Raw genomic sequence first — 23,677 nt, forward strand, 5'->3', positions numbered from 1 at the left:
GATGTTGGCCACCGCACTGCGGGGCGGGGTCGTGGAGCTGGCCACCGCCGCGGACACGCACGCCCTGGGCGTGGAGCTCGGTCGGGGGCTGGGGGCCGGCGACCTGGTGCTGCTCACCGGTGACCTGGCCGCCGGCAAGACCACCCTGACCCAGGGGATCGGCGCCGGCCTCGGCGTGCGGGGACCAATTACCTCGCCGACCTTCGTCATCGCCCGCGTCCACCCCAGCCTGGGGTCCGGCCCCGACCTGGTCCACGTGGACGCCTACCGCCTCGGAGGGGTCGGCGAGCTCGACGACCTCGACCTCGACGCAGATCTCGAGGCCGTGGTCACCGTCGTCGAGTGGGGCCACGGGATGGCCGAGGCGCTCGCCGAGGACTGGCTCGAGATCGTGCTGACGCGGCGCGAGGAGGGCCGGACCGACACGATCGAGGGTGACGAGCCACGCTGGGCGCGGGTGCTCGGGCACGGCCCCCGCTGGGCCGGGGAGGACTGAGTATGTCGGACCTGAGCATGTCGGACCCGTCACCTGACACCGGCGCCCGCCCCGCCCGCCTGCTGACCGTGTGCACCGGCAACGTGTGCCGGTCGCCGTTGCTGGAGCGGGTGCTGCAGCGCCGGCTGGACCAGCGCTGGGGCACCGGACGCTACGAGGTCTCCAGCGCCGGGACGCACGCCCTGGTGGGACAGGCCATGGACGAGCGGTCGGCCGACCTGCTGCAGTCCTTCGGCGGGTCACCGGACGGCTTCGTCGCCCGCCGGCTCACCGCGCGGCTGATCGCCGACGCCGACCTGGTGCTGGTCGCGACCACGGCCCACCGGGGACTGGTGATCCGGGAGCACCCGCCCGCGCTACGGCATACTTTCACCTTCCGCGAGCTCGGGGCGCTCACGGACACGCTGACCGCGGACCCGGTCGTGGCCGGGGACCTGCCGCCGGCCGAGCGCCTGCGCGCGCTGGCGGCCACGCTGATCGGCAGACGTGGCCCCGGCGTGGTCCGCGAGCCGGACATCGTCGATCCCTACCGACGTGACGACCGGGTCTACCGGCAGATGGCGGAGGAGATCCGGGGGGCCCTCCCCTCGGTGTTCCGCGCGCTGGGCTGAGGGCCGGGTCCGTCAGGAGCCCGTCCTTGCGCAGTGGAGGGCAGAAGGTTCTCGTGCCGTGACGGCGTGGCGTCCTTGCGTCGCGGCGGCGTGTGACTCGCGCCGTGGAGGGCGTGACGACTCTGGAAGGCGCGGTATGGTCGGAGGGTCCTTGCGGGCGGCTGCTACCAGTGGGTAATTCTGGGGGTAGCGCGCAAACGAGTATAGAACTACTATGCCGAAGGTAATGCGCAAGTAAAGTTCACGACGATTTCGCAACGACGGGGTTCGGATGACGGCACCACAGCAGGTGGAGGTGATCGCCTCTGCGCTGAGCCGCACCGCCGGGAGGGGTGGAGCCGACCGCGGGTCACGATCGACACCGCTGATCGTCGTCCCGGACTCCTGGGCCGAGGCCGGGGGGCAGCGGCCCCGTCGGGCGACGGGCCACCCTCGTGCCAGGCGCTACCTCGGGGGCTACCTGCGCTGGCTGCGCATCTCCGACCTGCTGGTCATCGTGATCGCCCTGGGTCTGACCACCATCACCCGGTTCGGGTTCACGCAGGCCGATCTGGCCGCCACGGGCGTCGGGTACACCGAGGTCAGTCTGGGACTGGCGGTCGCGTGGGTCCTGATGCTCAACCTGCACTCGGCCTATGACGGTCGGTTCACCGGCCACGGGGTCCAGGAGTATCGCCAGGTCTTCCACGCCTCGCTGATGCTCTTCGCCGTGCTGGCGATCGGGGCCTACGCGCTGAAGGTGGACGTGGCCCGGGGTTACGTCCTGCTGGCCTTCCCGCTGGGCACGCTGTTGCTGCTGGCCTCCCGCTACGCCGCGCGCCGCTGGCTGGTGCGGCAGCGCCGGGCAGGTCAGCTGTCCGACCGGGTGCTGCTCGTCGGGGACCGCGACAATGTCGAGCAGCTCGTCGTGGCGCTTCGACGGACCCCGGACGCCGGCTACAACGTGCTCGGTGCCTGTGTGGACGACGCCCCGGCGGCGACCGAGGTCGCGGGGGTTCCCGTGGTCGGTTCCGAGGGGGACGTCCTCGTCCGGGCCGTCGATCTGAACGTCGACGTGATCGCCGTGTCCTCCTCCGCGGGCCTCGGTTCCTCCGGGTTGCGGCGGCTCGGCTGGGCCCTGGAGGGCACCGACATCGACCTGGTGGTCGCCCCGGGGATCATGGACGTGGCCGGCCCTCGCGTGCGGACGCGTCCGGTGCAGGGACTGCCGCTCATCCATGTGGAGGCACCCACCTTTGACGGGCCCGCCCTGGTCGTGAAGAACCTCATGGACCGGGCCGTTGCAGCCCTGGGCCTGGCGCTGCTGTCGCCGGTCTTCCTGTGCCTGGCCGCGATGATCGCCTTCCACGACCGCGGACCGGTCTTCTTCCGCCAGGAGCGGGTGGGCCGCGACGGTCGCACCTTCCGGATGCTGAAGTTCCGCACCATGCACACGGAGGCCGAGGCGGCCCTGCCATCGCTGATGGCCGCCAATGACGGGGCCGGGCCGCTGTTCAAGATCAAGGACGACCCCCGCGTCACCCGGCTCGGCCGGGTGCTTCGGCGCTACAGCGTGGATGAGCTGCCGCAGCTGATCAACGTGCTCCGCGGAGAGATGAGCCTGGTGGGGCCCCGTCCGCCGCTGCCGCGCGAGGTCCTCGCCTACGAGGCCGACACCCGGCGCCGGCTGCTGGTCAAGCCCGGCATGACCGGCATGTGGCAGATCGGCGGGCGCAGCAACCTGTCCTGGACCGAGTCGGTCCGCCTCGACCTGTACTACGTCGAGAACTGGACACCGCTGCTGGACCTGATGATCCTGTGGCGCACGGTGCGCGTCGTGACGCGACCGGACGACACCGGGGCCTTCTGAGTCCCGCACCGCCCGCGCCGCGCGACAGCCCGGCCGATACGCTGACCGTGTGCTAGCCGCCTACGTCGCTGAGATCACTCCGGACGACCCCCTAGCGGGGCTGGTCGTGGGCGAGCGCCCAGAGCCGGAGGTGCCGGACGGCTGGGTCAGGGTCGACGTGCGAGCCGCCGCGCTGAACCACCACGACCTGTGGTCGCTGCGCGGGGTCGGTCTGCGGCCTGACCGGTTGCCGATGATCCTGGGCTGCGACGCCGCGGGGGTGGACCAGGACGGCCGGGAGGTGGTCGTGCACTCGGTCGTCTCCAGCCCCGGCTGGACCGGCGAGCAGACCCTCGACCCGCGCCGCTCCCTTCTGTCTGAGCTGCACCAGGGCACGCTGGCCGAGCAGGTGGTCGTGCCCGCGGGCAACCTGGTGCCCAAGCCGGCCGGCCTCTCCTTCGAGGAGGCCGCCTGTCTGCCGACCGCCTGGCTCACGGCCTACAAGATGCTGTGCGTCAACGGGGGCCCGCCGGGATCCACGGTCCTGGTCCAGGGCGCCGGCGGCGGTGTCGCGTCCGCGGCCATCGCGCTCGGTGCCGCGACCGGCTATCGCGTCTGGGCCACCAGCCGGGACGAGACCCGACGGCAGCGTGCCCTGGAGCTCGGGGCCGAGGCGGTGTTCGAGCCCGGTCAGCGGCTGCCCGAACGCGTCGACATCGTGCTCGAGACGGTCGGGGCCGCGACCTGGTCCCACTCGGTGTCCAGCCTGCGCCCAGGCGGCACGGTGGTCATCGCGGGAGCCACGTCCGGCGACGCTCCGGCCAAGGCGGAGCTGACCCGGATCTTCTTCCAGCAGATGCGGATCCAGGGATCGACGATGGGCAACCTGGAGCAGCTGCGCCAGGTCGTCCGGGTCGTCGAGCAGACCGGCGTCCGTCCGCTGATCGACCGCGTGATCCCGCTCGCCGAGGCGGCCGACGGCCTGGCGGCCCTGGACGCGGGCGAGGTCTTCGGCAAGGTGGTGCTGACTCCGTGAGCAGCGGGACGGGCGCCGTGGCCGGGGCGACAGACGCCGTGGCTGGGAGGACCGACGCCGGGTCGAGCGGAGGCATGGGTTACCTCGGCCCCGCCGGCACCTTCTGCGAGGCGGGGCTGCGGCGCCTCGACCCCGAGGCCGCTGCGAGCGCCTGGCCCGCCCCCAACGTCGCGGCAGCGCTCGAGGCACTGCGTGAGGGGCGTCTGGAGGCGGCGCTGGTGCCCTTCGAGAACTCGGTAGAGGGGTCGGTGTCGGCCACCCTGGACGAGCTGATCCGTGGTGCGCCCCTGGTCATCACCGGTGAGGTGCACGTCGAGGTCGAGTTCGCACTCATGGCGCGGCCCGGCACCGACCTGTCATCGGTGCGCCGCGTGGCGACCCACCCCGTGGCCCACGCGCAGACCCGGGACTGGGTGGCGGCGCAGCTGCCGGAGGCCGAGGTCATCCCGGAGTCGTCGACGGCACGGGCCGCTGTGCTGGTCGCCGCGGAGGTCTATGACGCGGCCATCGCGGCGCCCCTGGCGGCCGAGCGGCACGGGCTGGATATCCTGGTCAGTGGGATCGCGGATCGGCCGGGTGCCGTCACCAGGTTCATCCGCCTCGCGCGGCCCGGCCACATCCCGCCGCCCACCGGCGCGGACGTGACCACGGTCGTGGCCTACCTGCGACGCAACCACGCCGGAGCACTGCTGGAGCTGCTCAACCAGTTCGCGATGCGCGGCGTGGACCTGGTGCGCCTGGAGTCGCGCCCGACCGGCGAGGCCCTGGGGCAGTACTGCTTCGCCATCGAGGCGCTGGGCCACCTCAGCGAGCCGCGGGTCGCCGAGGCACTCGCGGGGCTGCGCCGGGTCTGCGCCGAGGTCCGCTTCCTCGGCTCCTACGCCCGGGCCGACGGGGCCCCCACGCGGGTGCCGGAGGAGGCGACCTCCACGGCATACTCCGACTCGCGGGACTGGCTCGCCAGCCTCACAAGCAGCCGGCCGGGGATCAGCCGTTGACCTTGAGCCAGTCCTGCCACCCCGCGTGCAGCACGAGCCACGCGATGAGGCCGTAGCCAGCCTGTCCTGGGTGCACGCCGTCACCGGCGGCGAGGTCGGACTGCCACTGGTCGTGGTCCTTGAGCGGATGGAAGCAGTCGACATAGGGGACCGACCGTCGGCCGCAGACATCGGCCTGGGCATCCGCGAGGACTCCGAGACGCTGGTTGACGTCGGCGTCCAGCGTCGGGGTGGGGCCGACGACGAAGGTGCTGATGCCGGTGGTCGTGGCCTCGTCCAGGATGTTGGCGAGGTTGAGCCGCGAGCGGGCGGTGGTGATCCCCGCCGAGATGTCGGTGGCCCCGACGCCGACGATCAGGCGACGCTCGGACCGGCCCTCCCACCGGGGTGAGCACTCGGTCCGCCAGCGCGCCATGACGTCCGCACTGGACTCGCCCCGAACCCCCAGGTTGTAGGCCGTCAGGTCGGCGTCCTGGACCGGGCTGCGCCCGACCACCCGGCTGACCCACCCCAGTGCCTTGGGGTCGCCGTAGCCGGCGACGAAGCCGTCACCCACGAAGCACAGGCCGATGTCACGGGGGCCTTCGGCGACGTGGAACTCGGCGCTGGGGTTGAACTCCACGGCGGGCTCGTCCTCATCGGGTGTCACGGGCGTCCTCCCTCACTCGTCGTCATCGTCATCAGACCGGGCCAGCCAGGTGGCGAACCGGTCCACCGCGGCCTCGAACTCCGGGTGCAGGTCCACGAACGTGCGCAACTGGTCGGAGAGCCACTCAAGAGTGACCTCCTCGTCGCCACGCCGGGTGGCCAGCTCCTCGATGCCCCGGTCGGTGAAGTACACAGCCGCAGACTAACCCGCGGAGGCCTCGACGTCCTTGTGCCACGACTCTGTGACGTAGACCGTCCTCCACCCCATCGAGGTGTAGAGCCCGTCCGCGCCCGTCGGCGACTCTGCGTCGACCTCGAGGCCGACACGGTTGCGTCCCCGGGCGGCGGCGTCCGCGATCACCGCCCACAGGAGCGCCTTGGCCACGCCCCGTCCGCGCGCGCTGGAGTGGACACCGATGTATTCCACGTAGGACCCGTCCGGCACCGGATTGCCCTGGGGATCCAGCCGGCCGGTGACCGTCGTCCCCACCAGGGCCCCGGCCGGGGCGCCGTCGACCTCGGCGAGCCACCAGTGGTCCCACCGGTGCCCGGGATCGGCCCGGAGCCGGTCCAGGAACTCCTCGAAGGTCTCCCGGTAGTTGTTGAAGTGGTCGGCGAAGGACTCCTCGAGGATCTCGTGCACCGCGTGCAGGTCGTCCTCGTCGGGAAGACCCACGGCGTCGTCGCGGCGGACCCGGTGCACCACGACGCCCTCACGCGGCTCGGGGTGGTCGGTGGCCTCCTCCGGGGTGACCGGGCGCTCCATCTGCCACCAGGTGCGGACCAGCCGGAAGCCGGCGGCGCGCAGCCAGCGGTCCTGGCGGTCGTCGTCCTCGAAGGCACCCGAGTCCATCTGGGTGGCGGCCAGCCCGCGGTCGTGGGCGATCCCCGCCGAGGTGCGCTCGGCGAGCGCGAAGGCGTAGGCGGCCACGGGCTCGGCCACCTCGGGATCGAGGTCCGGGTCCACCGTCACCCCGACCAGCACCCGCCCGGCCGCCCGGTCGTGGCAGCTCACCCAGGCACGGGCCACGCCCTCGGGGTCGCGGATGAGCCAGTGGGAGCGCGTCACGGCGCCCTTTCCGGTCACATCGGCCGTGACCTGCTCACTGTCGGCGCCCGGCCAGCCGCGGGCCTCCTTCTCGTGGCGCCTGAGCAGCCGGACCAGGTCCTCGACATCGTCTCCGGTCGGTTCTCGCGCGGTCCAGCCCGAGGGCAGGCCAGCGGAGGACGGGGCAACGGCGGGAGAACTCATGGGGGCCATTCTTTCAGGGTGCCCCCGGCCGGCGCACACACGGCCCGCCTCAGCGGTCGAAGGCCTCCTTGAGCAGGGCGCCCTGCTCGACCGCGTGCACCTTGGCCGAACCTGTCGCCGGGGAGGCCGAGGCCGGGCGGGCGACGACCCGCAGGGGCCGCTCCTCGCCGTAGTGCGCCATCGCCTCCGGCAGGTTGAGCGCCATGTGGGACCAGGCGCCCTGGTTCTTGGGCTCGTTCTGGACCCACACCAGCTCGGCGTTGGGGAAGGCCTTGACCTGCTCGGCAACCTCACGGCCAGGCACAGGGTAGAGCTGCTCGACCCGGATGATGGCGGTGCGGTCGTCCTCGCGCTTGGCCCGCTCCTCCTCCAGCTCGTAGGTCAGCTTGCTGCTGACCAGGAGCACCCGGTCGACCTTCTCCCCGTCCAGCTCCACGCGGTCGGGCAGGACGGGCTGGAAGGTGCCCTCGATGAAGTCCTGCGGGCTGCTCGCGGCGGGCTTGAGCCGCAGCATGGCCTTGGGGGTGAACACGATCAGCGGCTTGCGGGGTCGCAGGTAGGCCTGCTTGCGCAGGAGGTGGAAGTAGGACGCCGGCGTGGACGGGTAGGCCACCGTCATGTTGTCCTCGGCGCACAGCTGCAGGTAGCGCTCGATCCGTGCGGAGGAGTGGTCCGGACCCTGGCCCTCGTAGCCGTGGGGGAGCAGCAGCACGACCGAGGAGTGCTGTCCCCACTTCTGCTCCGACGAGGAGATGAACTCATCGACGATGGTCTGGGCGCCGTTGGCGAAGTCACCGAACTGGGCCTCCCACATGACGAGCGCGTCGGGACGCTCCACCGAGTAGCCGTACTCGAAGCCCATCGCGGCGTACTCGCTGAGCAGGGAGTCGTAGATCCAGAGCTTGGCCTGGTCGTCGGCCAGGTGCAGCAGCGGGGTCCACTCCTTGGCGTTGGTCTTGTCGGTGAGCACCGCGTGCCGCTGGACGAACGTGCCGCGACGGGTGTCCTGCCCGGCGAAGCGCACCGGGGTGCCCTCCACCAGCAGCGACCCGATCGCGAGCAGCTCGCCCATGCCCCAGTCGATCCCGCCCTCGCGGGTCATCTGCTGGCGGCGCTGCAGGAGCTGGGCCAGCTTCGGGTGGACGGTGAAGCCCTCCGGGGTGTCGACGAACGCGTCGCCGATCCTCTCGATCAGCTCCTGGGAGATCCGGGTGGGGTGCGGCTTGTGCGGAGCACGCTCGTCCTCGTCCTGGGCCCGCGGGCGGTCCAGCTGCCCGGTGGTCCCGTCCTCGCCCTTCAGCGCTGCCTTGGTCTCGGTGAAGACCTGCTCCAGCTGGTGCTGGTAGTCGCGCAGGGCCTTCTCCGCGTCGTCGATGGTGATGTCGCCGCGCCCGACCAGGGACTCGGTGTAGAGCTTGCGGACCGAGCGCTTGCCCTCGATCAGGTCATACATCAGCGGCTGGGTCATCGAGGGGTCGTCGCCCTCGTTGTGCCCGCGCCGCCGGTAGCAGACCATGTCGATGACGACGTCCTTGTTGAACTCCTGCCGGAACTCGTAGGCCAGCTCGGCCACGCGCACGCACGCCTCCGGGTCGTCCCCGTTGACATGGAAGATCGGCGCCTGGACCATCCGGGCCACGTCGGTGCAGTAGACGGAGGAGCGCGAGGACTCCGGTGCCGTCGTGAACCCGACCTGGTTGTTGATGACGACGTGGATGGTGCCGCCGGTGCGGTAGCCGCGCAGCTGGGACAGGTTGAGCGTCTCCGCGACGACACCCTGTCCGGCGAAGGCCGCGTCGCCGTGCAGCAGCACGGGGAGGACGGTGAACTGCTCCCCGGCGAGGTCGAGGCGGTCCTGCTTGGCCCGCACGATGCCCTCCAGGACCGGGTTGACGGCCTCCAGGTGAGAGGGGTTCGCCGCCAGGTAGACGCCGGTGCTCTTGCCGTCCTCGGTGGTGAACTCACCCTCGGTGCCCAGGTGGTACTTCACATCACCCGACCCCTGCACCGAGCGTGGGTCCTGCTTGCCCTCGAACTCGCGGAAGATCTGGCCGTAGGACTTGCCCGCGAGGTTGGCGAGGACATTGAGCCGGCCACGGTGCGGCATACCGATGCAGACCTCGTCGAGGTCGTCCCTGGCGGCCTCGGTGAGGATCTGGTCGAGCAGTGCGATGACCGACTCGCCGCCCTCGAGGCTGAACCGCTTCTGGCCGACGAACTTGGTCTGCAGGAAGGTCTCGAACGCCTCCGCGGCGTTCAGCCGGCGCAGGATCCGCAACTGCTCGTCCGGCGAGGTCTTCTCGTAGGGAACCTCGACGCGCTGCTGGATCCACTCGCGCTGCTCGGGGTCCTGGATGTGCATGTACTCGATGCCGACGGTGCGGCAGTAGGAGTCGCGCAGGATCCCGAGGATCTTGCGCAGCGTCAGCCGGGCCGACCCGCCGAAGCCACCGGTCGCGAAGCTCCGCTCCAGGTCCCACAGGGTGAGCCCGTGGTTGGTGATGTCCAGGTCGTGGTGCTGGCGCTGGCGGTACTCCAGCGGGTCCGTGTCGGCCATCAGGTGACCGCGGACCCGGTAGGCGTGGATCAGCTCCTGGACCCGGGTCGCCTTGGAGACGTCGTCGTCGTGGCCGGCGGTGACGTCCGCCGCCCAGCGCACCGGCTCGTAGGGGATCCGCAGGCCCGTGAAGATGTCGTCGTAGAAGCCGTCAGCGCCGAGCAGCAGCTGGTGCAGCACGCGCAGGAACTCGCCGGACTGCGCGCCCTGGATGATGCGGTGGTCGTATGTCGAGGTGAGGGTGAGCACCTTGCTCACCGCCACGCGGGCCACCGCGTCGGGGCTGGCTCCCTGCCACTCGGCCGGGTAGTCCAGGGTGCCGACACCGACGATCGTGCCCTGGTTGGGCATCAGGCGGGGGACGGAGGACACGGTCCCGATGCCGCCGGGGTTGGTCAGCGAGATCGTGGTGCCCTGGAAGTCCTCGATGGTCAGCTTGCCGTCGCGGGCCTTACGGACGATGTCCTCGTAGGCGCCCCAGAAGTTGGCGAAGTCCATCTCCTCGGCGCTCTTGATGTTGGGCACGAGGAGCTGGCGGGTCCCGTCCGACTTGGGCACGTCGATGGCCAGACCGAAGTTGACGTGGGCCGGCTCGACGATGGCCGGCTTGCCGTCCTGCTCGGTGTAGCTGTTGTTCATCTCCGGCATCGCCTGCAGGGCCTTGACCATGGCGTAGCCGATGAGGTGGGTGAAGGAGACCTTGCCACCGCGGCTGCGCGCCAGGTGGTTGTTGATCACGATCCGGTTGTCGATGAGCAGCTTGGCCGGGATGGAGCGCAGGCTGGTCGCGGTCGGCACCTCCAGGCTGGACTCCATGTTGGTGACCGTGCGTGCGGTCGCGCCGCGCAGCCGGGTGACCTGGGCCTCGTTCTGGGGTTTTGTCGACCGGCGCGCCGGCGCGTCGCGCGGGGTCGGGGCCGAGCCGCTCGGCTCAACCTTGTCAGCCGGCTTCTTCTCGTCGACGGCCTTGTCCGGCTCGGGCTTGGTCTCCGCGGGCCGCGCCGGCTCCTCCGCAGCCTTGGAGGCGGTCTTGGACTCCTGCGCCGCGGGCATCGCCTTGGCCTCCGTCTTCGGAGCCGGCTTGGCCTGCTCCGAGGCGTTCTTGGCCGCCGGCCTGGTCTGCTCCTCAGCGGCCTTGGGCGCTGGCTTCGTCTGCTTCTCCGCGGCCCGTGGCTCAGCTGCTGGCGCCGTGGCCTTCTGGGAGACTGGCTTGCCGGAGTTCGTCGACCCTGTCGCGCCGTCCTGCGCGGCGAAGAACTCACGCCAGGCGACGTCAACGGACGAGGGGTCCGCGAGATAGCGCTCGCGCATGTCCTCCACGAGCCACTCGTTGGCCCCGAAGTCTGCCAGGGGGTTGTCGCTGCTGAGGGACTGGTTCGCCACGGCGTGCGCGCCTCTTTCTCACAGGTAGTCGGCCGAACTTGTGTGTGGCCAGCCTATCTCCGTTCGGGTCGGTCGCGCGCAATGGCCCTGCGGGTCAGGTGATATCCCTGCGGCGGGTCAGCCAGAGCCCGATCAGGGTCATGATCGCGGCATACGCGAGGAGGGTCAGAGCACCCGCCCACCAGGTGAGCTGGTCACCCCCGGCACCCATGGCCTCGCCCAGCGCCGGGTCCATGCCGGAGTAGAGCGAGAGGGTGGCTGTCGTGGCCTGGCTGGGGAAGAACTTGGCCAGGACGTCCCAGCCCTCGAAGAAGGTCAGGGCGAAGGCCACGATCGGTTCGACGATGAGGGCGAAGGCGATCCCGACGAACAGCGCGGCGACCTGATTGCTGATCAGCACGCCCAGTCCCAGCCCGATGAGTCCCCACACGATGAGGATCAGGGCCATCAGCGCGAACGTCTGGCCGAGCGCTGCGACGTCCGGGAAGAGGGACTCACCGGCGGTGGCGAGCAGGACGCCACCGCCCACGAGTGCGCCGGCGATGTGCGCCACCGCGTTGACCACGAGGATGGCGATCAGCGCCGCGACCTTCGCGAAGATCACCTGGTGCCGACGGGGTCCGGCCAGAAAGGTGTTGGAGATGGTCTTGTGCCGGAACTCCTGGCCCATGCTGAGCACGCCGATGACCAGGGACAGCATGTAGGCGAACTGGATCCCGCCGGAGTAGATCATCCGGACCATCGTCAGCTCGGGCACCGCGTCGCGGACCCTGATCATGGCCTCGCCGACGGGCATCTCGCCGTAGAGGGTGAAGTAGCCGGTGAACGCCGCGAAGAGCGCGCCGACCAGGAACATGGCCAGAGCCATGCCCCACCACATCCGGGTCGTGAAGTACTTCCGCAGCTCGGAGCGCACGAGTCGGCTCATCGGTCGCTCCCCTCGGACGCGTCGGGCCGGGATGCTCCCGGGGGCAGGTCCGCTGGCGGTGGCGGTAGGTCCGGTGGGGGTAGATCGTGCGGGAGCGCGCCCGGCGGCGGGGTGTCTGCCGAAGAACCGTCAGCCAGGTTGCGGTTGCGGTTCTCCGGCGACTCGGTGAGCTGGAAGTAGAGGCGCTCGAGGTCGGTGCGCAGGACGCGCAGCTCGTGGACCGGCACCCCTGCCGCGAGGGCGATGTCGCCGACCCGGACCAGGTCTGCCGTGACGACCCGGACCGCGCCGGGGCCCTGGGCGGGCTCGTCCCCCGCCTCGAGGCCGGCCGCCCGGAGCGCCTCGATGAGGCCGCGGGCGTTGCTCGTGCGGATCAGGGCCGTAGTCTCGCCGTGGAGCTCATCAATGGTGCCCTGACGGACGAGCTGGCCGTTCGCGATGATCACGACGTCGTCGACCGTCTGCTCGACCTCGCTGAGCAGGTGGGAGGAGATCAGGATCGTCTTGCCCTCCGAGGCCAGGTGGCGCAGGAATCCCCGGAGCCACCGGATGCCCTCGGGGTCCAACCCGTTGGCGGGCTCGTCGAGGATGAGCACGTGCGGGTCGCCGAGGAGGGCGGCCGCCAGGCCCAGCCGCTGCCGCATGCCCATCGAGTAGCCGCCGGCCCTCTTGCGGGCCGCCGCCGGGATGCCGACCAGGGCGAGCAACTCGTCGACCCGTGAGTCCGGGATGCCGTGCGTGGCGGCCAGCACCCGCAGGTGGTCGCGGCCGCTGCGGCCGGGGTGGAAGTTCGTGGCTTCCAGCGCGGCCCCCACGGTCTCCATGGGGCGGGAGAGCTGGGCGTAGGGGATCCCACCGATCAGACCGCTCCCACCGGTGGGGTGGATGAGTCCCAGCAGCATGCGCAGCGTGGTGGTCTTGCCCGCGCCGTTGGGCCCGAGGAAGCCGGTGATCCTGCCCGGAGCGACCTCGAAGGAGAGGTGGTCCACCGCGACGAAGTCGCCGAACTTCTTGCTCAGGTCCCGCACCACGATCGCGGCCTCGGGTCGGGCGGCGGGCCGCTCGGCAAGGGCGGGTTCTGTCATGCGGTCTTCCCCTCATGGTCGGGATCGGGCGATCCGTCCGGTGTCTGGCACCAGCCCACCACGTCCCGCGTGGTCGGCGCATCCCCATTGTGGGGGAGATGGCGGACCGACCACAGGGACAGATGTCATGCGTCAGTCGGAGACCTAGACTGCGCCCGTGGGACGGGAGGTCGAGGAGCTCAACCGCCGGATGCTGCGGGCGAGGGACCTGATGGACCGGCAGTATGCCGAGCCGCTGGACGTCCCCTCCCTCGCGTCCGCGGCGCACGTGTCCCCGGCCCACTTCATCCGCAGCTTCAGGTCCGTCTTCGGCGAGACACCGCACCGCTATCTGCAGCGTCGCCGGGTCGAGCGTGCGATGTTCCTGCTGCGGACGGGGGACCGGTCCGTCACCGAGATCTGCTTCGAGGTGGGGTTCTCGAGCCTCGGCACGTTCAGCCGCACGTTCACCGCGATCGTCGGGGAGAGTCCGACCGCCTACCGGCGCAGAGGTCCGGTGCCGCTGGCCCCGTCGTGCTTCGCGATGCGGTGGTCGAGGCCGTCGGAGCACGCGCCGCGGCCCGGCACCCCGGACCTCGGACCCGCCCCGGAGTGAGCAATTTCGGATAAGCAGACGCGTGGGTGGTCGCCCTACCGTGGACGCATGATCAAGAACCTGACGATTTCGCAGATCTTCGTGACTAACCAGGACGAGGCGCTCGACTTCTATGTCAACGTCCTCGGCCTCGAGCCCGGCAGCGACATGAACTTCGGCCCGATGCGCTGGCTGACGGTGCGGGTGCCGGGGGAGGACCGGGAGATCCTCCTGGAGAAGCCCGGACCCCCCGGCTACGACCCCGAGACCGCGGACGCCGTGCGCGCCATGGTGACCAAGGGCGCCGGCGGCGGCACCCTGTTCTTCACCACCGACGACGCCCGGGCCGCTCACGCCGAGCTCGCCGCCAAGGGCGTGGACCTGCCGGAGGAGCCCACCGAGCAGCCCTACGGCATCGACTTCGGCTTCCGGGACCCGGCGGGCAATCACATCCGCATCAGCCAGATGCGCCCGATGCCGGCGCAGCCCTGACACGCGCCGGCGGGATCAGAGTTTGACGACGACCGTCTTGGTCTGCGTGAAGGCGTCGAGCGCCTCGGTGCCCTTCTCGCGGCCGTAGCCGGACTTGCCCCAACCGCCGAACGGCAGCTCGACGCCACCGCCGGCGCCGTAGTTGTTCACGAAGACCTGTCCCGCGCGCAGGGCGGAGGCGAGCCGGTGTCCCCGGGAGATGTCGCGGGTCCACACCGCGGCGAGCAGGCCGTAGTCCGTGCCGTTGGCCAGTGCGACCGCCTCCTCCTCGTCATCGAAGCTCATCGAGGCGATCACCGGGCCGAAGACCTCCTCCTGGGCCAGACGACCCTGGGGGTCGACCCCGTGGACGAGGGTCGGGGAGAAGTAGGCGCCGGCCGCCAGGTGCTCGGACTCGGGCCGGCTGCCCCCGGTGAGCAGCTCGCCGCCGGCGAGGTCGTCCATGAACCCCTCGACCCGCTGCTGCTGCTTCGCCGAGACCAGCGGCCCGAGGTCCGGGTCTTCGGCGCCGGGGCCGATGGTCGTGGCGCGCAAGCGCTGGACCACGGCCTCGAGGAGCTCGTCCTGGACGTCACGGTGCACCAGAAGGCGGGAACCGGCAGAGCAGGTCTGGCCGGCGTTCTGCAGGGCACCGCGGGCGATCGCCTCGGCGGCAACCGTCAGGTCGGCGTCGGCGAAGACGACCTGCGCGGACTTGCCGCCGAGCTCCAGCACGGTCGGGACCACCCGGTCCGCGGCGGCGTGCGCGATGACCGAGCCGACCTCGGTGGAACCGACAAAGCTCAGGTGACCGATCCCGGGGTGAGCGGTCAGGGCTGCCCCGGCCTCGGCTCCGGTGCCGGTCACCACGTTGACGATGCCGGCGGGGATCCCGGCCTCGACCGCGAGGCGGGCCAGGGCGATGGCGGTCCGCGGGGTCTCGTCGGCCGGCTTGACCACCGTGGCGTTGCCGGTGGCGACCGCCGCGGCCACCGAGCGTGAGAAGAGCTGCATCGGGTAGTTCCAGGCGATCACCGACCCCACGACGCCGAACGGCTCCCGCACGGTGTAAACGTGCAGGTCTGGTCCCTTGGGGATGGTCAGGCCGTAGTACGAGTCGATGGCGTGGGCGTAGAAGCGCAGGTAGCGCGCAGCCACGGCCGCGTCGGTGCGGGCCTGGCCGATCGGCTTGCCGGTGTCCTCGGACTCCAGGCGGGCCAGCCGCTCGGCGTCCCGGTCCACCAGACCGGCCCAGGCCGTCAGCAGGTCCGAGCGCTGCTCCGGCGTGCTCCGGATCCAGTCCCGCTGCGCCGCGGCACCCGCAGCGACCGCACGGTCGACCTCCTCGGCGCCGCCCCGGGACACGGGGCCCAGGCTCTGCCCCGTGGCGGGGTCGATGTTGTCGTAGGTCCCGGCGCTGGCGACGTCCTGCCCGCCGATGAAGGAGCTGATCAGGTCCATGCCGCGACTATCGCACGCGGGCACGGCGGGCCCGTTTCCGGGGACGTCGGTGACCGGGGCCGTCATGTCCTGGTCGGCGGCGGCGGACCGCTCAGGCGCTGGTCCGCCCGATGCGCACCCGCCAGACCTCGGGCCCCTCCTCCAGGTACTCCCAGCTGAACTCTCCGGTGTGCTCGGCCTGGAACTGGTAGTACAGCGGCTTGGGGTCGTGGTCGTTGACGAGCACGAAGGCGGTCTCCGGCTCCAGCGCGGAGTAGGTCTCGAAGATCTGGGTGTGCCGCTCGCGCGGGATCAGCTCACGGACATCGAGCTCACGGTTCTGGGACATGGAACCTCCTGAGTGACGACATATTTCACATGATGTGTCACAAAATATCTCACACCGCGGACAGTCGTCGAACGCCCGCCCGGCCCGGCACTGTTCACCGCGGTCCGGCCGGATGACGGAGCATCGCCTCCGGACTGGTAATCTGTGACGCCGTTGCCCCCGTAGCTCAGGGGATAGAGCACCGCCCTCCGGAGGCGGGAGCGCAGGTTCGAATCCTGCCGGGGGCGCAACGCACAGGGCCGCTGACCTGCACCTGCAGGGTGGCGGCCCTTTCGCCTGTCCTTCCACGTGCCCTGCGCCGCGTCACGTGCCCTGCGCCGCGTCACCGGCACGTCCAGGACGGGCCGGCTCACGGCATACTGCCGTCGTGTGGGTCCGCGCGGCGGAACTAGACTGCACGAGGTGACCCCAGAGCAACTTGCCGAAGCCATCATCGCCGCCCTCGACCAGGCCGTCTCGGCCGGTGACCTCACGGTCGAGGTGCCCCGCGAGGTGCGCGTCGAGCGACCCAGGAGTCGCGAGCACGGGGACTGGTCCACGAACATCGCCCTGCAGCTGGCCAAGAAGGCGGGCGTGCCCCCGCGTGACCTGGCGACCGACCTGGCCGGGCGCCTGCAGTACGTCGCGGGCATCGCCGCGGTCGACGTGGCGGGCCCGGGGTTCCTCAACATCACGCTGGACGCCGCCAGCGCGGGGGAGCTGGCCCGCAGCATCGTGGAGGCGGGCGGGTCCTACGGCACCAACGACACGCTGACCGGCCACGTCATCAACCTGGAGTTCGTCTCGGCGAACCCGACCGGGCCGCTGCACATCGGCCACACCCGGTGGGCGGCGCTGGGCGACGCGATCCGCCGGCTCCTGGCCGCGTCCGGTGCCGACGTCACGGCCGAGCACTACACCAACGACGCCGGCAACCAGATGGACCTGCTCGGCGCCTCGATCGTGGCCCGCGCGATGGGTGCGCCGGTGCCGGAGGGCGGCTACCCGGGGGAGTATGTCGAGGACCTCGCCAGGGCGGTGCTCGCCGAACGGCCCGACCTGCTGGACCTGCCGGAGCAGGAGCGGGTCGCGGTGGCGCGGGAGCTGGGCTACCGGCAGCAGGTGGCGCAGAACGAGCAGACGTTGACCGACTTCAACGTGCACTTCGACGTGTGGTTCTCCGAGCGCACCCTGCACGACAGCGGTGCCGTCGAGCAGGCCGTCGACCGGCTGCGCGAGCAGGGGCACGTCTTCGACCAGGAGGGTGCGGTCTGGCTGCGCACCACCGACTTCGGCGACGACCGCGACCGGGTCATGATCCGCGCGAACGGCGTGCCGACCTACTTCGCGGCCGACGCCGCCTACTACCTGAGCAAGAAGGACCGGGGCTTCCCGGAGAAGATCTACCTCCTGGGGGCCGACCACCACGGCTACATCGGCCGGCTCAAGGCGATCGCGGCCTGCGCGGGCGACGACCCCGGGACCAACATCGAGATCCTCATCGGGCAGCTCGTCACCATCGCCGGCGCCCGGATGGGCCGGCGCCGCGGCAACGCCCTGCTGCTCACCGAGCTGCTCGAGTGGATCGGGTCGGACCCGCTGCGCTACTCCCTGGCCCGCTATCCCGCGGACTCGCCACTGGACCTGGACGGCGAGGAGATGCGCCGCCGCAGCAACGACAACCCCGTCTACTACGTGCAGTACGCCCACGCCCGCACGTGCAACGTCGCCCGCCTGGCGGGTGAGGACGGTGTCTCGCGCGCCGACGGGTTCGACCCCTCGCTGCTCACGCACGAGACCGAGTCGACCCTGCTCGCGGCCCTCGGCGACTTCCCCCGGGTGGTCGCGCAGGCGGCCACCCTGCGCGAGCCGCACCGGGTGGCGCGCTACCTGGAGTCGCTGTCCGCCGCCTTCCACAAGTGGTATGACGAGTGCCGGGTCCGTCCGCGGGACGCGGACGAGGAGATCACCGACCTGCACCGCACCCGGCTGTGGCTCAACGACGCCACCCGTCAGGTGCTGGCCAACGGGTTGGGCCTGCTCGGGGTCAGCGCCCCGGAGAGGATGTGAGTGCCGTGACGTCGACGCCCGTGCGCGTGGCGCTGCTGGGTGCCGGCACCGTGGGGGCCGCCGTCGCGCGACGGCTGGCCGACCGGGCCGAGGTGTTTGCCGAGCGGGTCGGCGCGCCGCTGGAGCTGACCGGCATCGCGGTGCGCGACCTCGGGCGCCCGCGTGACCTGACGGGGGTGCTGCCCGGCCTGCTCACCGACGACCCCGAGTCGTTGGTGGACGGGGCCGACGTCGTGGTGGAGGTGATGGGCGGTATCCAACCGGCCCGCGGCCTGATCGAGCGCGCGCTGGGTGCCGGGGCCGACGTGGTCACGGCCAACAAGCAGCTGCTGGCCCAGCACGGCGTCGAGATCGAGGCGCTCGCCGAGCGGGAGGGCCGCGAGGTCGCCTACGAGGCGGCGGTCGTGGCCGCCGTCCCGGTGATGCGGACGGTCCGCGAGGCCCTGGCCGGCGACGAGATCCGGTCCATCAGCGGCATCGTCAACGGCTCCACCAACTATGTCCTCGACATGGTCGCCCGGTTGGGGGTGCCCTTCCAGGACGCCGTGCAGCAGGCGGGGGACCGGGGCTATCTGGAGGCCGACCCGACCGAGGACCTGGAGGGTCTGGACGCGGCCGCCAAGATCGTGCTGCTGGCCCGTGCGGCGTGGGGCGTGCGCGTCGGTCTGGACGACGTCCAGCGCGAGGGCATCACCGGCCTGACCGACGCCGACTTCGAGGCCGCCCGCGGCACCGGCCAGGTCATCAAGCTGATCGCCTCGGCGTGGTCCTCCGGCGCCGTGCTCGACCGGCGGGTCGAGGTGGCCGTGCGACCGACCCTGGTTTCGGCCGACCACCCGTTCGGGCTGACCCGCGAGGGCACCAACCTGGTGATCATCGACGCCGAGTCCGCCGGCACCCTGCGGTTGTCCGGGGCGGGCGCGGGCGGCGACGAGACCGCCTCCGCGGTGCTCGGTGATCTCGTCAACCTGGCGCGGGCGCGGGTCCGGGCGCGGGAGGCACACTAGGCACACGACATACTCCCGCGGCGCCGGTCTGGCAGCTGGACGAGACCGGGACGAGAATGCGTGGGAAAGCGACGAGAGCACAACGAAATGGGAGTCGACGTGGACGAGCGATTGATGCACATCGGTGGCGAGTGGGTGCCTGCGGCGGCGGGCGAGACGGTCGAGGTGATCACCCCGACCGACCGCAACGTCGTCATCGCCACGACGCCTCGCGCCCGGGCCGAGGACGCTGACCGCGCCGTCGCTGCGGCCCGTGCGGCGTTCCCCGGGTGGGCGGCGCTCTCCTTCACCGAGCGCCAGCGCGCGCTGTTGCGGATCGCCGAGGCACTCGAGGAGCACGTCGAGGACCTGGCGCGACTCACCGCGCTCGACACCGGCAACGCCATCCGCACGCAGGCGCGCCCCGAGGCGCTGAACCTGGCGGCGTGCTTCCGCTACTTCGGCGGCGTCGCCGGTGAGGTCAAGGGGACCGTCCTGCCCACCGCTGAGGGGCAGCTGCAGTACACCCGCCGCCAGCCCCTCGGGGTCGTGGCCGGCATCCTGCCGTGGAACAGCCCGCTGATGATCGCCGGCTTCAAGGTCCCCGGCGCCCTCGCGGCCGGCAACACGATGGTGCTCAAGGCCGCGGAGGACGCCCCGCTGACCATCCTGGAGCTGGCCAGGATCTGCGCCGAGCACCTGCCGCCCGGCGTGCTCAACGTCGTCACCGGCTACGGCGCCGAGATCGGTGAGGCCCTCGTGGTGCACCCGGACGTCGACAAGGTCTCGTTCACCGGGTCGACCCTGGTCGGGCACCAGGTCGCGGCCAAGGCCGGCGAGCGGCTGGCACACAGCTCGCTCGAGCTCGGCGGCAAGTCCCCGTGCATCGTCGACGTCGACTCCTGCACCGACGAGGTCGTCGAGCAGGTGCTGCTGGCCAGCCGCTTCGCGCGGCAGAGCCAGAGCTGCACCACCGGCTCGCGGCTGTTCCTGAACCAGAAGATCCACGACGAGTTCCTCGACAAGCTGGTCGCGCGCACCGCCCAGCTCGTGGTCGGCGACCCGCGCGAGGAGTCCTCCGACATCGGCTGCATCATCAACCAGAAGCAGTGGGACCGGGTGCAGGGCTATATCGAGGACGGCCTCTCCCAGGAGGGCGTCGGCGTGGCGTATGACGGGCGGCCGGCCCTGCAGGTCGGCCCGCCCGGGTTCTACCACGCGCCGATGATCCTCACCCAGGTCTCCAACGACTGGCGGATCGCCCGGGAGGAGATCTTCGGCCCGGTGCTCGCGGTGATCCCGTGGACCGAGCCGGAGGAGGTTGTCGCGATGGCCAACGACTCGCACTACGGCCTGGCCGCTTTCGTGTTCTCCAAGGACCTGGACCGCGCGCTGGGCATGGCGCACCGGATCGACTCCGGCTGGGTGCAGGTCAACCAGGGCGGCGGTCAGGTCGTCGGCCAGTCCTACGGCGGCATGAAGACCAGCGGCATCGGTCGCGAGCTCTCCCTGGAGGGGATGCTTGAGGGATTCACCCAGATCAAGCAGGTCAACGTCAAGCTCGGGTGACGGCACCGGGGTGACTCGCGCCCCGGCATACTGCCCTGGAGGCCGTGGTGTTCGGGGTCGGCGCCAACAAGTGTTATCGTGGCCAGACACTCGCGAACGACACAGCGGGCACAGCCCCGTGTTCTCGTTGAGTGATCCCACCACCAGGTATGTGGTGCAACCACGCGGTTCTCGTGTGGCGACATCGCGTCACGGTGGTCGGTGAGTCAATCGGGCCGGCAAGAAGCCGGATCTACCTGAAACCCCTGGGCCACGCTGTGGCTGGCCCCTACGAGGGAGAAGGAAACCTTCGTGACAAACACCACCGAAACCGCTGCACCGACCCGCTCGGGGGGCTCCCTGGGGTCGATGCGCGTGGCCGAACTGCAGGCGCTCGCCGGCAGCATGGGCATCACCGTGTCGCCGAAGATGCGCAAGGCAGACCTCGTCGAGGCGATCCAGGAGCGCCGTGGCGGCTCCTCGGGCCCGGCCCGCGCGAAGGCGCCGTCGAGCACGAGCTCCTCGAGCAGCAGCTCCGAGGCCGCCGCCGTCGAGTCCGGTGACGCCCGCGGCGAGTCGGCCCCGGCGTCCTCCGCCGACACCGCCCAGCGTCCGCAGCGGCGCTCCCGCCGCGTCGCGGCCGCCGCCGGAGCCCCGCAGCCCCGCCGTGCCGACGACTCGGACTCCGCCCCGCAGGGCGAGGACAAGCCTGCGTCCCAGGACGCACCTCAGGACACGGAAGCCCGTCAGGGCGGCCAGGAGCGCAGCGATCGCCAGGGCGACGACCGTCAGCAGGACGGTCAGCGCCAGGGCCGACAGGGTCAGGGCCGCCAGGGCCAGGAGCGCAACGACCGCCAGGGTGGCCAGGAGCGCAACGACCGCCAGAGCGACGGCCGTCAGCAGGGCCAGGACCGCCAGGGCGGTGACCGTCAGCAGGCCGAGGACCGTCAGGGTGGCGGCAACCGTCAGCAGGATGGCCAGCGCCAGGGTCGACAGGGCCAGGACCGCCAGGGCGGTGACCGCCAGCAGGGCGGCAACCAGCAGGGCGGCAACCAGAACCGCCGCTTCGACGACGACGAGGACGGCGGCGGCCGGGGTCGTCGCCGCAACCGCCAGCGGGGGCGCGACCGCAAGCGCGGCCGCAACCGCGGCGACCAGGACAACTACGCCGACGAGCAGGAGACCGGCTACACCGAGGAGGACGTGCTCGTCCCGGTGGGCGGCGTCCTGGACATCCTGGACAACTACGGCTTCATCCGCACGACCGGCTACCTGCCGGGCCCGAGCGACGTCTACGTCCCGATGGGCATCGTGCGCAAGAACGGTCTGCGCAAGGGTGACGCCGTCACCGGTGCGATCAAGGCCGACGGTCAGCAGCAGCACTCCGGCGGTCGTGGCGACCGTCAGAAGTACAACGCGCTCGTCCGGCTCGACACCGTCAACGGCCAGTCCCCGGAGGAGGCCAAGGCCCGTCCGGAGTTCTCCAAGCTGACCCCGCTCTACCCCCAGGAGCGCCTGCGCCTGGAGACCGAGCAGAAGAACCTGACGACCCGGATGATCGACCTGGTCAGCCCGATCGGCAAGGGCCAGCGTGGTCTGATCGTCAGCCCGCCCAAGGCCGGCAAGACGCTGATCCTGCAGGCCATCGCCAACGCGATCACGCAGAACAACCCCGAGGCGCACCTGATGATCGTCCTGGTGGACGAGCGCCCCGAGGAGGTCACCGACATGCAGCGCACGGTCAAGGGTGAGGTCATCGCCTCCACCTTCGACCGGCCGGCCGACGACCACACCACCGTGGCCGAGCTGGCCATCGAGCGGGCCAAGCGCCTGGTGGAGCTGGGTGGCGACGTCGTCGTGCTGCTCGACTCGATCACCCGGCTGGGTCGCGCCTACAACCTGGCGGCCCCCGCCAGCGGGCGCATCCTCTCCGGTGGTGTCGACTCCAGCGCGCTCTACCCGCCGAAGCGCTTCTTCGGCGCCGCGCGCAACATCGAGCACGGCGGCTCGCTGACCATCCTGGCGACCGCGCTCGTGGAGACCGGCTCCAAGATGGACGAGGTCATCTTCGAGGAGTTCAAGGGCACGGGCAACATGGAGCTGCGTCTGTCGCGCCAGCTGGCCGACCGCCGTATCTTCCCGGCCATCGACGTCAACCCCTCCGGCACGCGCCGCGAGGAGATCCTGATGGGCGCCGAAGAGCTGAAGATCATGTGGAAGCTGCGTCGCGTGCTCTCCGCGCTCGACTCCCAGCAGGCCGTCGAGCTGCTGCTCGACCGGCTCCGCAAGACCAAGTCCAACCACGAGTTCCTCGTCCAGGTGCAGCAGACCTCGTCGGTCAAGCTGGACGACGAGGACTGATCACCGCCCGGACGGCCTGGGCCGTCTGACCCCGTATGCCGTGTGGCCCGGTCTCCCCCGAGGGGACCGGGCCACACGGCTGTCAGAGGGGAGCGGTCAGGCCGACAGGGCCTGCGCGGCCGGGGTCGAGGGGCGTGCGATGAGGTCCTGCAGGTCGGTGCTCTCCGAGTAGAGCGCCCCCTGCTCGATGACGGGGTCCATCTGGGCGAACATCGTCGCGACCTCCGCCGGCATCCCGAAGCTCTCGAGGGTGGCCTGGTACTCACCTGCCGACTGGTTGACGTAGGTGACGTCGGTGCCGATCACCTTCGCCACCTCATCGGCGATGCCCGGGTAGTCAAGGCTGGGGGAGCCGGCGAGCTCATAGACCTTGCCGGCGTGGTTCTCGCCGGTCACGACGACCGCTGCCGCCTCGGCGTAGTCGCGGCGGGCCGCGCCGGAGACCCGTGCTGAGCCGGCCGCACCGAAGAACTTCCCGGTGGCTCTGCCGGAGTCGATCGCCGAGGCGTAGTTCTCCCAGTACCACCCGTTGCGCAGCAGGGCGTGGTCGATGCCGCTCTGGGCGAGGAACTCCTCGGTGCCCCGGTGCTCGGGGGCCAGACCGAGCTCCGAGGTGTCGAGGTTGAGCAGGCTGGTGTAGGCGATGAACTGCACACCGGCCGCCTTGGCCGCGTTGATGATGTTGGTGTGCTGGGCCAGGCGCTGTCCGACCTCGCTGCCCGACACGAGCACGAGGCGGTCGACGCCGTCCAGAGCTGCGGTCAGGGCGGTCGCGTCCTCGTAGGGTGCGACCGCCACCCTGATGCCCTGTGCGGCGAGCCCTGCTGCCTTGGCCTCGTCCCGGACGATCGCGGTGACGTCGCCGGGAGCGACGCCGCGCTCGAGGAGGAACTGGATGACAAGACCGCCGAGGTGGCCGGTCGCGCCGGTGACTGCGATGCGCATGGTGGAGGCCCTTCTAAGAGTGGTTGATAGTTAAACTATATCAGCACACCCCTTGCGGGTCGAGGGAGACCCAGCCCCTCGGCATACGGGGAATGGTCCTGCCTGACCGGGTGTTGAGGGGAGGTGCCATTT

The 23,677-nt window shown here is 71.0% G+C and carries 20 protein-coding genes and 1 tRNA gene; 12 read left to right on the forward strand and 9 right to left on the reverse strand.

From position 1 onward, the window contains the following. Window position 1: 1 nt before the first annotated feature. From tsaE to pheA, 5 genes are all read left to right on the forward strand, one after another. Window positions 2–496, forward strand: coding sequence for a tRNA (adenosine(37)-N6)-threonylcarbamoyltransferase complex ATPase subunit type 1 TsaE (gene tsaE, locus MWU75_RS09135; RefSeq protein WP_247089847.1), 495 nt, complete (start codon window positions 2–4; stop codon window positions 494–496). A 2-nt stretch (window positions 497–498) separates the two neighbouring features. After that, entirely contained in the window at window positions 499–1,107 is a 609-nt protein-coding gene (locus MWU75_RS09140; protein WP_247089848.1) for a low molecular weight phosphatase family protein, read from the forward strand. A 271-nt stretch (window positions 1,108–1,378) separates the two neighbouring features. Next, the gene (locus tag MWU75_RS09145) at window positions 1,379–2,956 is read left to right on the forward strand and encodes a sugar transferase (protein WP_247089849.1); all 1,578 of its coding nucleotides are present in this window, start codon (window positions 1,379–1,381) and stop codon (window positions 2,954–2,956) included. Window positions 2,957–3,005: 49 nt separating this feature from the next. Next, complete coding sequence (locus tag MWU75_RS09150) at window positions 3,006–3,971, forward strand: zinc-binding dehydrogenase (RefSeq protein ID WP_247089850.1); 966 nt, start codon at window positions 3,006–3,008, stop codon at window positions 3,969–3,971. Further along, window positions 3,968–4,969: a prephenate dehydratase gene (gene pheA, locus MWU75_RS09155; protein ID WP_247089851.1), complete on the forward strand. Its 1,002-nt coding sequence runs from the start codon at window positions 3,968–3,970 to the stop codon at window positions 4,967–4,969. Before MWU75_RS09150 ends, pheA begins: the two co-directional genes overlap by 4 nt. Here pheA and MWU75_RS09160 read toward each other — a convergent pair. The 6 genes from MWU75_RS09160 to MWU75_RS09185 form a co-directional block, all read right to left on the reverse strand. Continuing rightward, on the reverse strand, window positions 4,959–5,618 hold the full coding sequence (locus MWU75_RS09160) for a GDSL-type esterase/lipase family protein (RefSeq protein WP_247089853.1): 660 nt from the start codon (window positions 5,616–5,618) through the stop codon (window positions 4,959–4,961). The genes pheA and MWU75_RS09160 overlap by 11 nt on opposite strands. A gap of 12 nt (window positions 5,619–5,630) precedes the next feature. Further along, window positions 5,631–5,810: a DUF6104 family protein gene (locus MWU75_RS09165; RefSeq protein WP_247089855.1), complete on the reverse strand. Its 180-nt coding sequence runs from the start codon at window positions 5,808–5,810 to the stop codon at window positions 5,631–5,633. Between the two features lie 9 nt (window positions 5,811–5,819). Next, window positions 5,820–6,869: a GNAT family N-acetyltransferase gene (locus MWU75_RS09170; protein ID WP_247089857.1), complete on the reverse strand. Its 1,050-nt coding sequence runs from the start codon at window positions 6,867–6,869 to the stop codon at window positions 5,820–5,822. 49 nt (window positions 6,870–6,918) lie between these two features. Further along, entirely contained in the window at window positions 6,919–10,809 is a 3,891-nt protein-coding gene (locus MWU75_RS09175) for a multifunctional oxoglutarate decarboxylase/oxoglutarate dehydrogenase thiamine pyrophosphate-binding subunit/dihydrolipoyllysine-residue succinyltransferase subunit (protein ID WP_247089859.1), read from the reverse strand. Between the two features lie 94 nt (window positions 10,810–10,903). Then, on the reverse strand, window positions 10,904–11,737 hold the full coding sequence (locus MWU75_RS09180) for an ABC transporter permease subunit (protein ID WP_247089861.1): 834 nt from the start codon (window positions 11,735–11,737) through the stop codon (window positions 10,904–10,906). Next, the gene (locus MWU75_RS09185) at window positions 11,734–12,822 is read right to left on the reverse strand and encodes an ABC transporter ATP-binding protein (protein ID WP_247089863.1); all 1,089 of its coding nucleotides are present in this window, start codon (window positions 12,820–12,822) and stop codon (window positions 11,734–11,736) included. The genes MWU75_RS09180 and MWU75_RS09185 overlap by 4 nt, the downstream gene beginning before the upstream one ends. Before the next feature lie 157 nt (window positions 12,823–12,979). Here MWU75_RS09185 and MWU75_RS09190 point away from each other — a divergent pair, with 157 nt between their 5' ends. After that, window positions 12,980–13,417: an AraC family transcriptional regulator gene (locus tag MWU75_RS09190; protein ID WP_247089865.1), complete on the forward strand. Its 438-nt coding sequence runs from the start codon at window positions 12,980–12,982 to the stop codon at window positions 13,415–13,417. A 48-nt stretch (window positions 13,418–13,465) separates the two neighbouring features. Beyond that, window positions 13,466–13,888: a VOC family protein gene (locus tag MWU75_RS09195; RefSeq protein ID WP_247089867.1), complete on the forward strand. Its 423-nt coding sequence runs from the start codon at window positions 13,466–13,468 to the stop codon at window positions 13,886–13,888. 15 nt (window positions 13,889–13,903) lie between these two features. On the opposite strand, the gene MWU75_RS09200 is transcribed toward MWU75_RS09195, so the two are convergent. After that, window positions 13,904–15,328 (reverse strand): aldehyde dehydrogenase family protein, encoded by a 1,425-nt coding sequence (locus MWU75_RS09200; protein ID WP_247089869.1) that lies wholly within the window; start codon window positions 15,326–15,328, stop codon window positions 13,904–13,906. Window positions 15,329–15,419: 91 nt separating this feature from the next. Continuing rightward, window positions 15,420–15,656, reverse strand: a complete 237-nt coding sequence (locus MWU75_RS09205; protein ID WP_247089871.1) for a DUF2249 domain-containing protein — start codon at window positions 15,654–15,656, stop codon at window positions 15,420–15,422. A 155-nt stretch (window positions 15,657–15,811) separates the two neighbouring features. Between MWU75_RS09205 and MWU75_RS09210 the strand changes: the two genes are divergently transcribed. From MWU75_RS09210 to rho, 5 genes are all read left to right on the forward strand, one after another. After that, window positions 15,812–15,883: transfer RNA gene (locus tag MWU75_RS09210), tRNA-Arg, on the forward strand. Between the two features lie 175 nt (window positions 15,884–16,058). Then, window positions 16,059–17,705 carry an arginine--tRNA ligase gene (gene argS / locus MWU75_RS09215; protein WP_247089873.1) on the forward strand — a complete coding sequence of 549 codons (1,647 nt, stop codon included), beginning with the start codon at window positions 16,059–16,061 and terminating at the stop codon, window positions 17,703–17,705. 5 nt (window positions 17,706–17,710) lie between these two features. Continuing rightward, entirely contained in the window at window positions 17,711–18,712 is a 1,002-nt protein-coding gene (locus tag MWU75_RS09220) for a homoserine dehydrogenase (protein ID WP_247089875.1), read from the forward strand. 114 nt (window positions 18,713–18,826) lie between these two features. Then, window positions 18,827–20,260 (forward strand): aldehyde dehydrogenase family protein, encoded by a 1,434-nt coding sequence (locus MWU75_RS09225; RefSeq protein ID WP_247090159.1) that lies wholly within the window; start codon window positions 18,827–18,829, stop codon window positions 20,258–20,260. 291 nt (window positions 20,261–20,551) lie between these two features. Next, complete coding sequence (gene rho, locus MWU75_RS09230) at window positions 20,552–22,600, forward strand: transcription termination factor Rho (protein ID WP_247089876.1); 2,049 nt, start codon at window positions 20,552–20,554, stop codon at window positions 22,598–22,600. Between the two features lie 96 nt (window positions 22,601–22,696). Here rho and MWU75_RS09235 read toward each other — a convergent pair whose 3' ends face one another. Continuing rightward, window positions 22,697–23,545: an SDR family oxidoreductase gene (locus MWU75_RS09235; RefSeq protein WP_247089877.1), complete on the reverse strand. Its 849-nt coding sequence runs from the start codon at window positions 23,543–23,545 to the stop codon at window positions 22,697–22,699. Between the last annotated feature and the right edge of the window lie 132 nt (window positions 23,546–23,677).

Source organism: Ornithinimicrobium sp. F0845 (assembly GCF_023015765.1).
GTDB lineage: Bacteria > Actinomycetota > Actinomycetes > Actinomycetales > Dermatophilaceae > Ornithinicoccus.

Bases quoted from the DNA above. Each gene is read 5' to 3' on its own strand.
- MWU75_RS09200 (WP_247089869.1), bottom strand. From the start codon at position 15,328: ATGGACCTGATCAGCTCCTTCATCGGCGGGCAGGACGTCGCCAGCGCC.
- MWU75_RS09180 (WP_247089861.1), bottom strand. From the start codon at position 11,737: ATGAGCCGACTCGTGCGCTCCGAGCTGCGGAAGTACTTCACGACCCGG.
- MWU75_RS09140 (WP_247089848.1), top strand. From the start codon at position 499: ATGTCGGACCTGAGCATGTCGGACCCGTCACCTGACACCGGCGCCCGC.
- MWU75_RS09205 (WP_247089871.1), bottom strand. From the start codon at position 15,656: ATGTCCCAGAACCGTGAGCTCGATGTCCGTGAGCTGATCCCGCGCGAG.
- MWU75_RS09195 (WP_247089867.1), top strand. From the start codon at position 13,466: ATGATCAAGAACCTGACGATTTCGCAGATCTTCGTGACTAACCAGGAC.
- MWU75_RS09225 (WP_247090159.1), top strand. From the start codon at position 18,827: ATGCACATCGGTGGCGAGTGGGTGCCTGCGGCGGCGGGCGAGACGGTC.
- tsaE (WP_247089847.1), top strand. From the start codon at position 2: ATGTTGGCCACCGCACTGCGGGGCGGGGTCGTGGAGCTGGCCACCGCC.
- MWU75_RS09185 (WP_247089863.1), bottom strand. From the start codon at position 12,822: ATGACAGAACCCGCCCTTGCCGAGCGGCCCGCCGCCCGACCCGAGGCC.
- MWU75_RS09170 (WP_247089857.1), bottom strand. From the start codon at position 6,869: ATGAGTTCTCCCGCCGTTGCCCCGTCCTCCGCTGGCCTGCCCTCGGGC.
- MWU75_RS09235 (WP_247089877.1), bottom strand. From the start codon at position 23,545: ATGCGCATCGCAGTCACCGGCGCGACCGGCCACCTCGGCGGTCTTGTC.
- MWU75_RS09145 (WP_247089849.1), top strand. From the start codon at position 1,379: ATGACGGCACCACAGCAGGTGGAGGTGATCGCCTCTGCGCTGAGCCGC.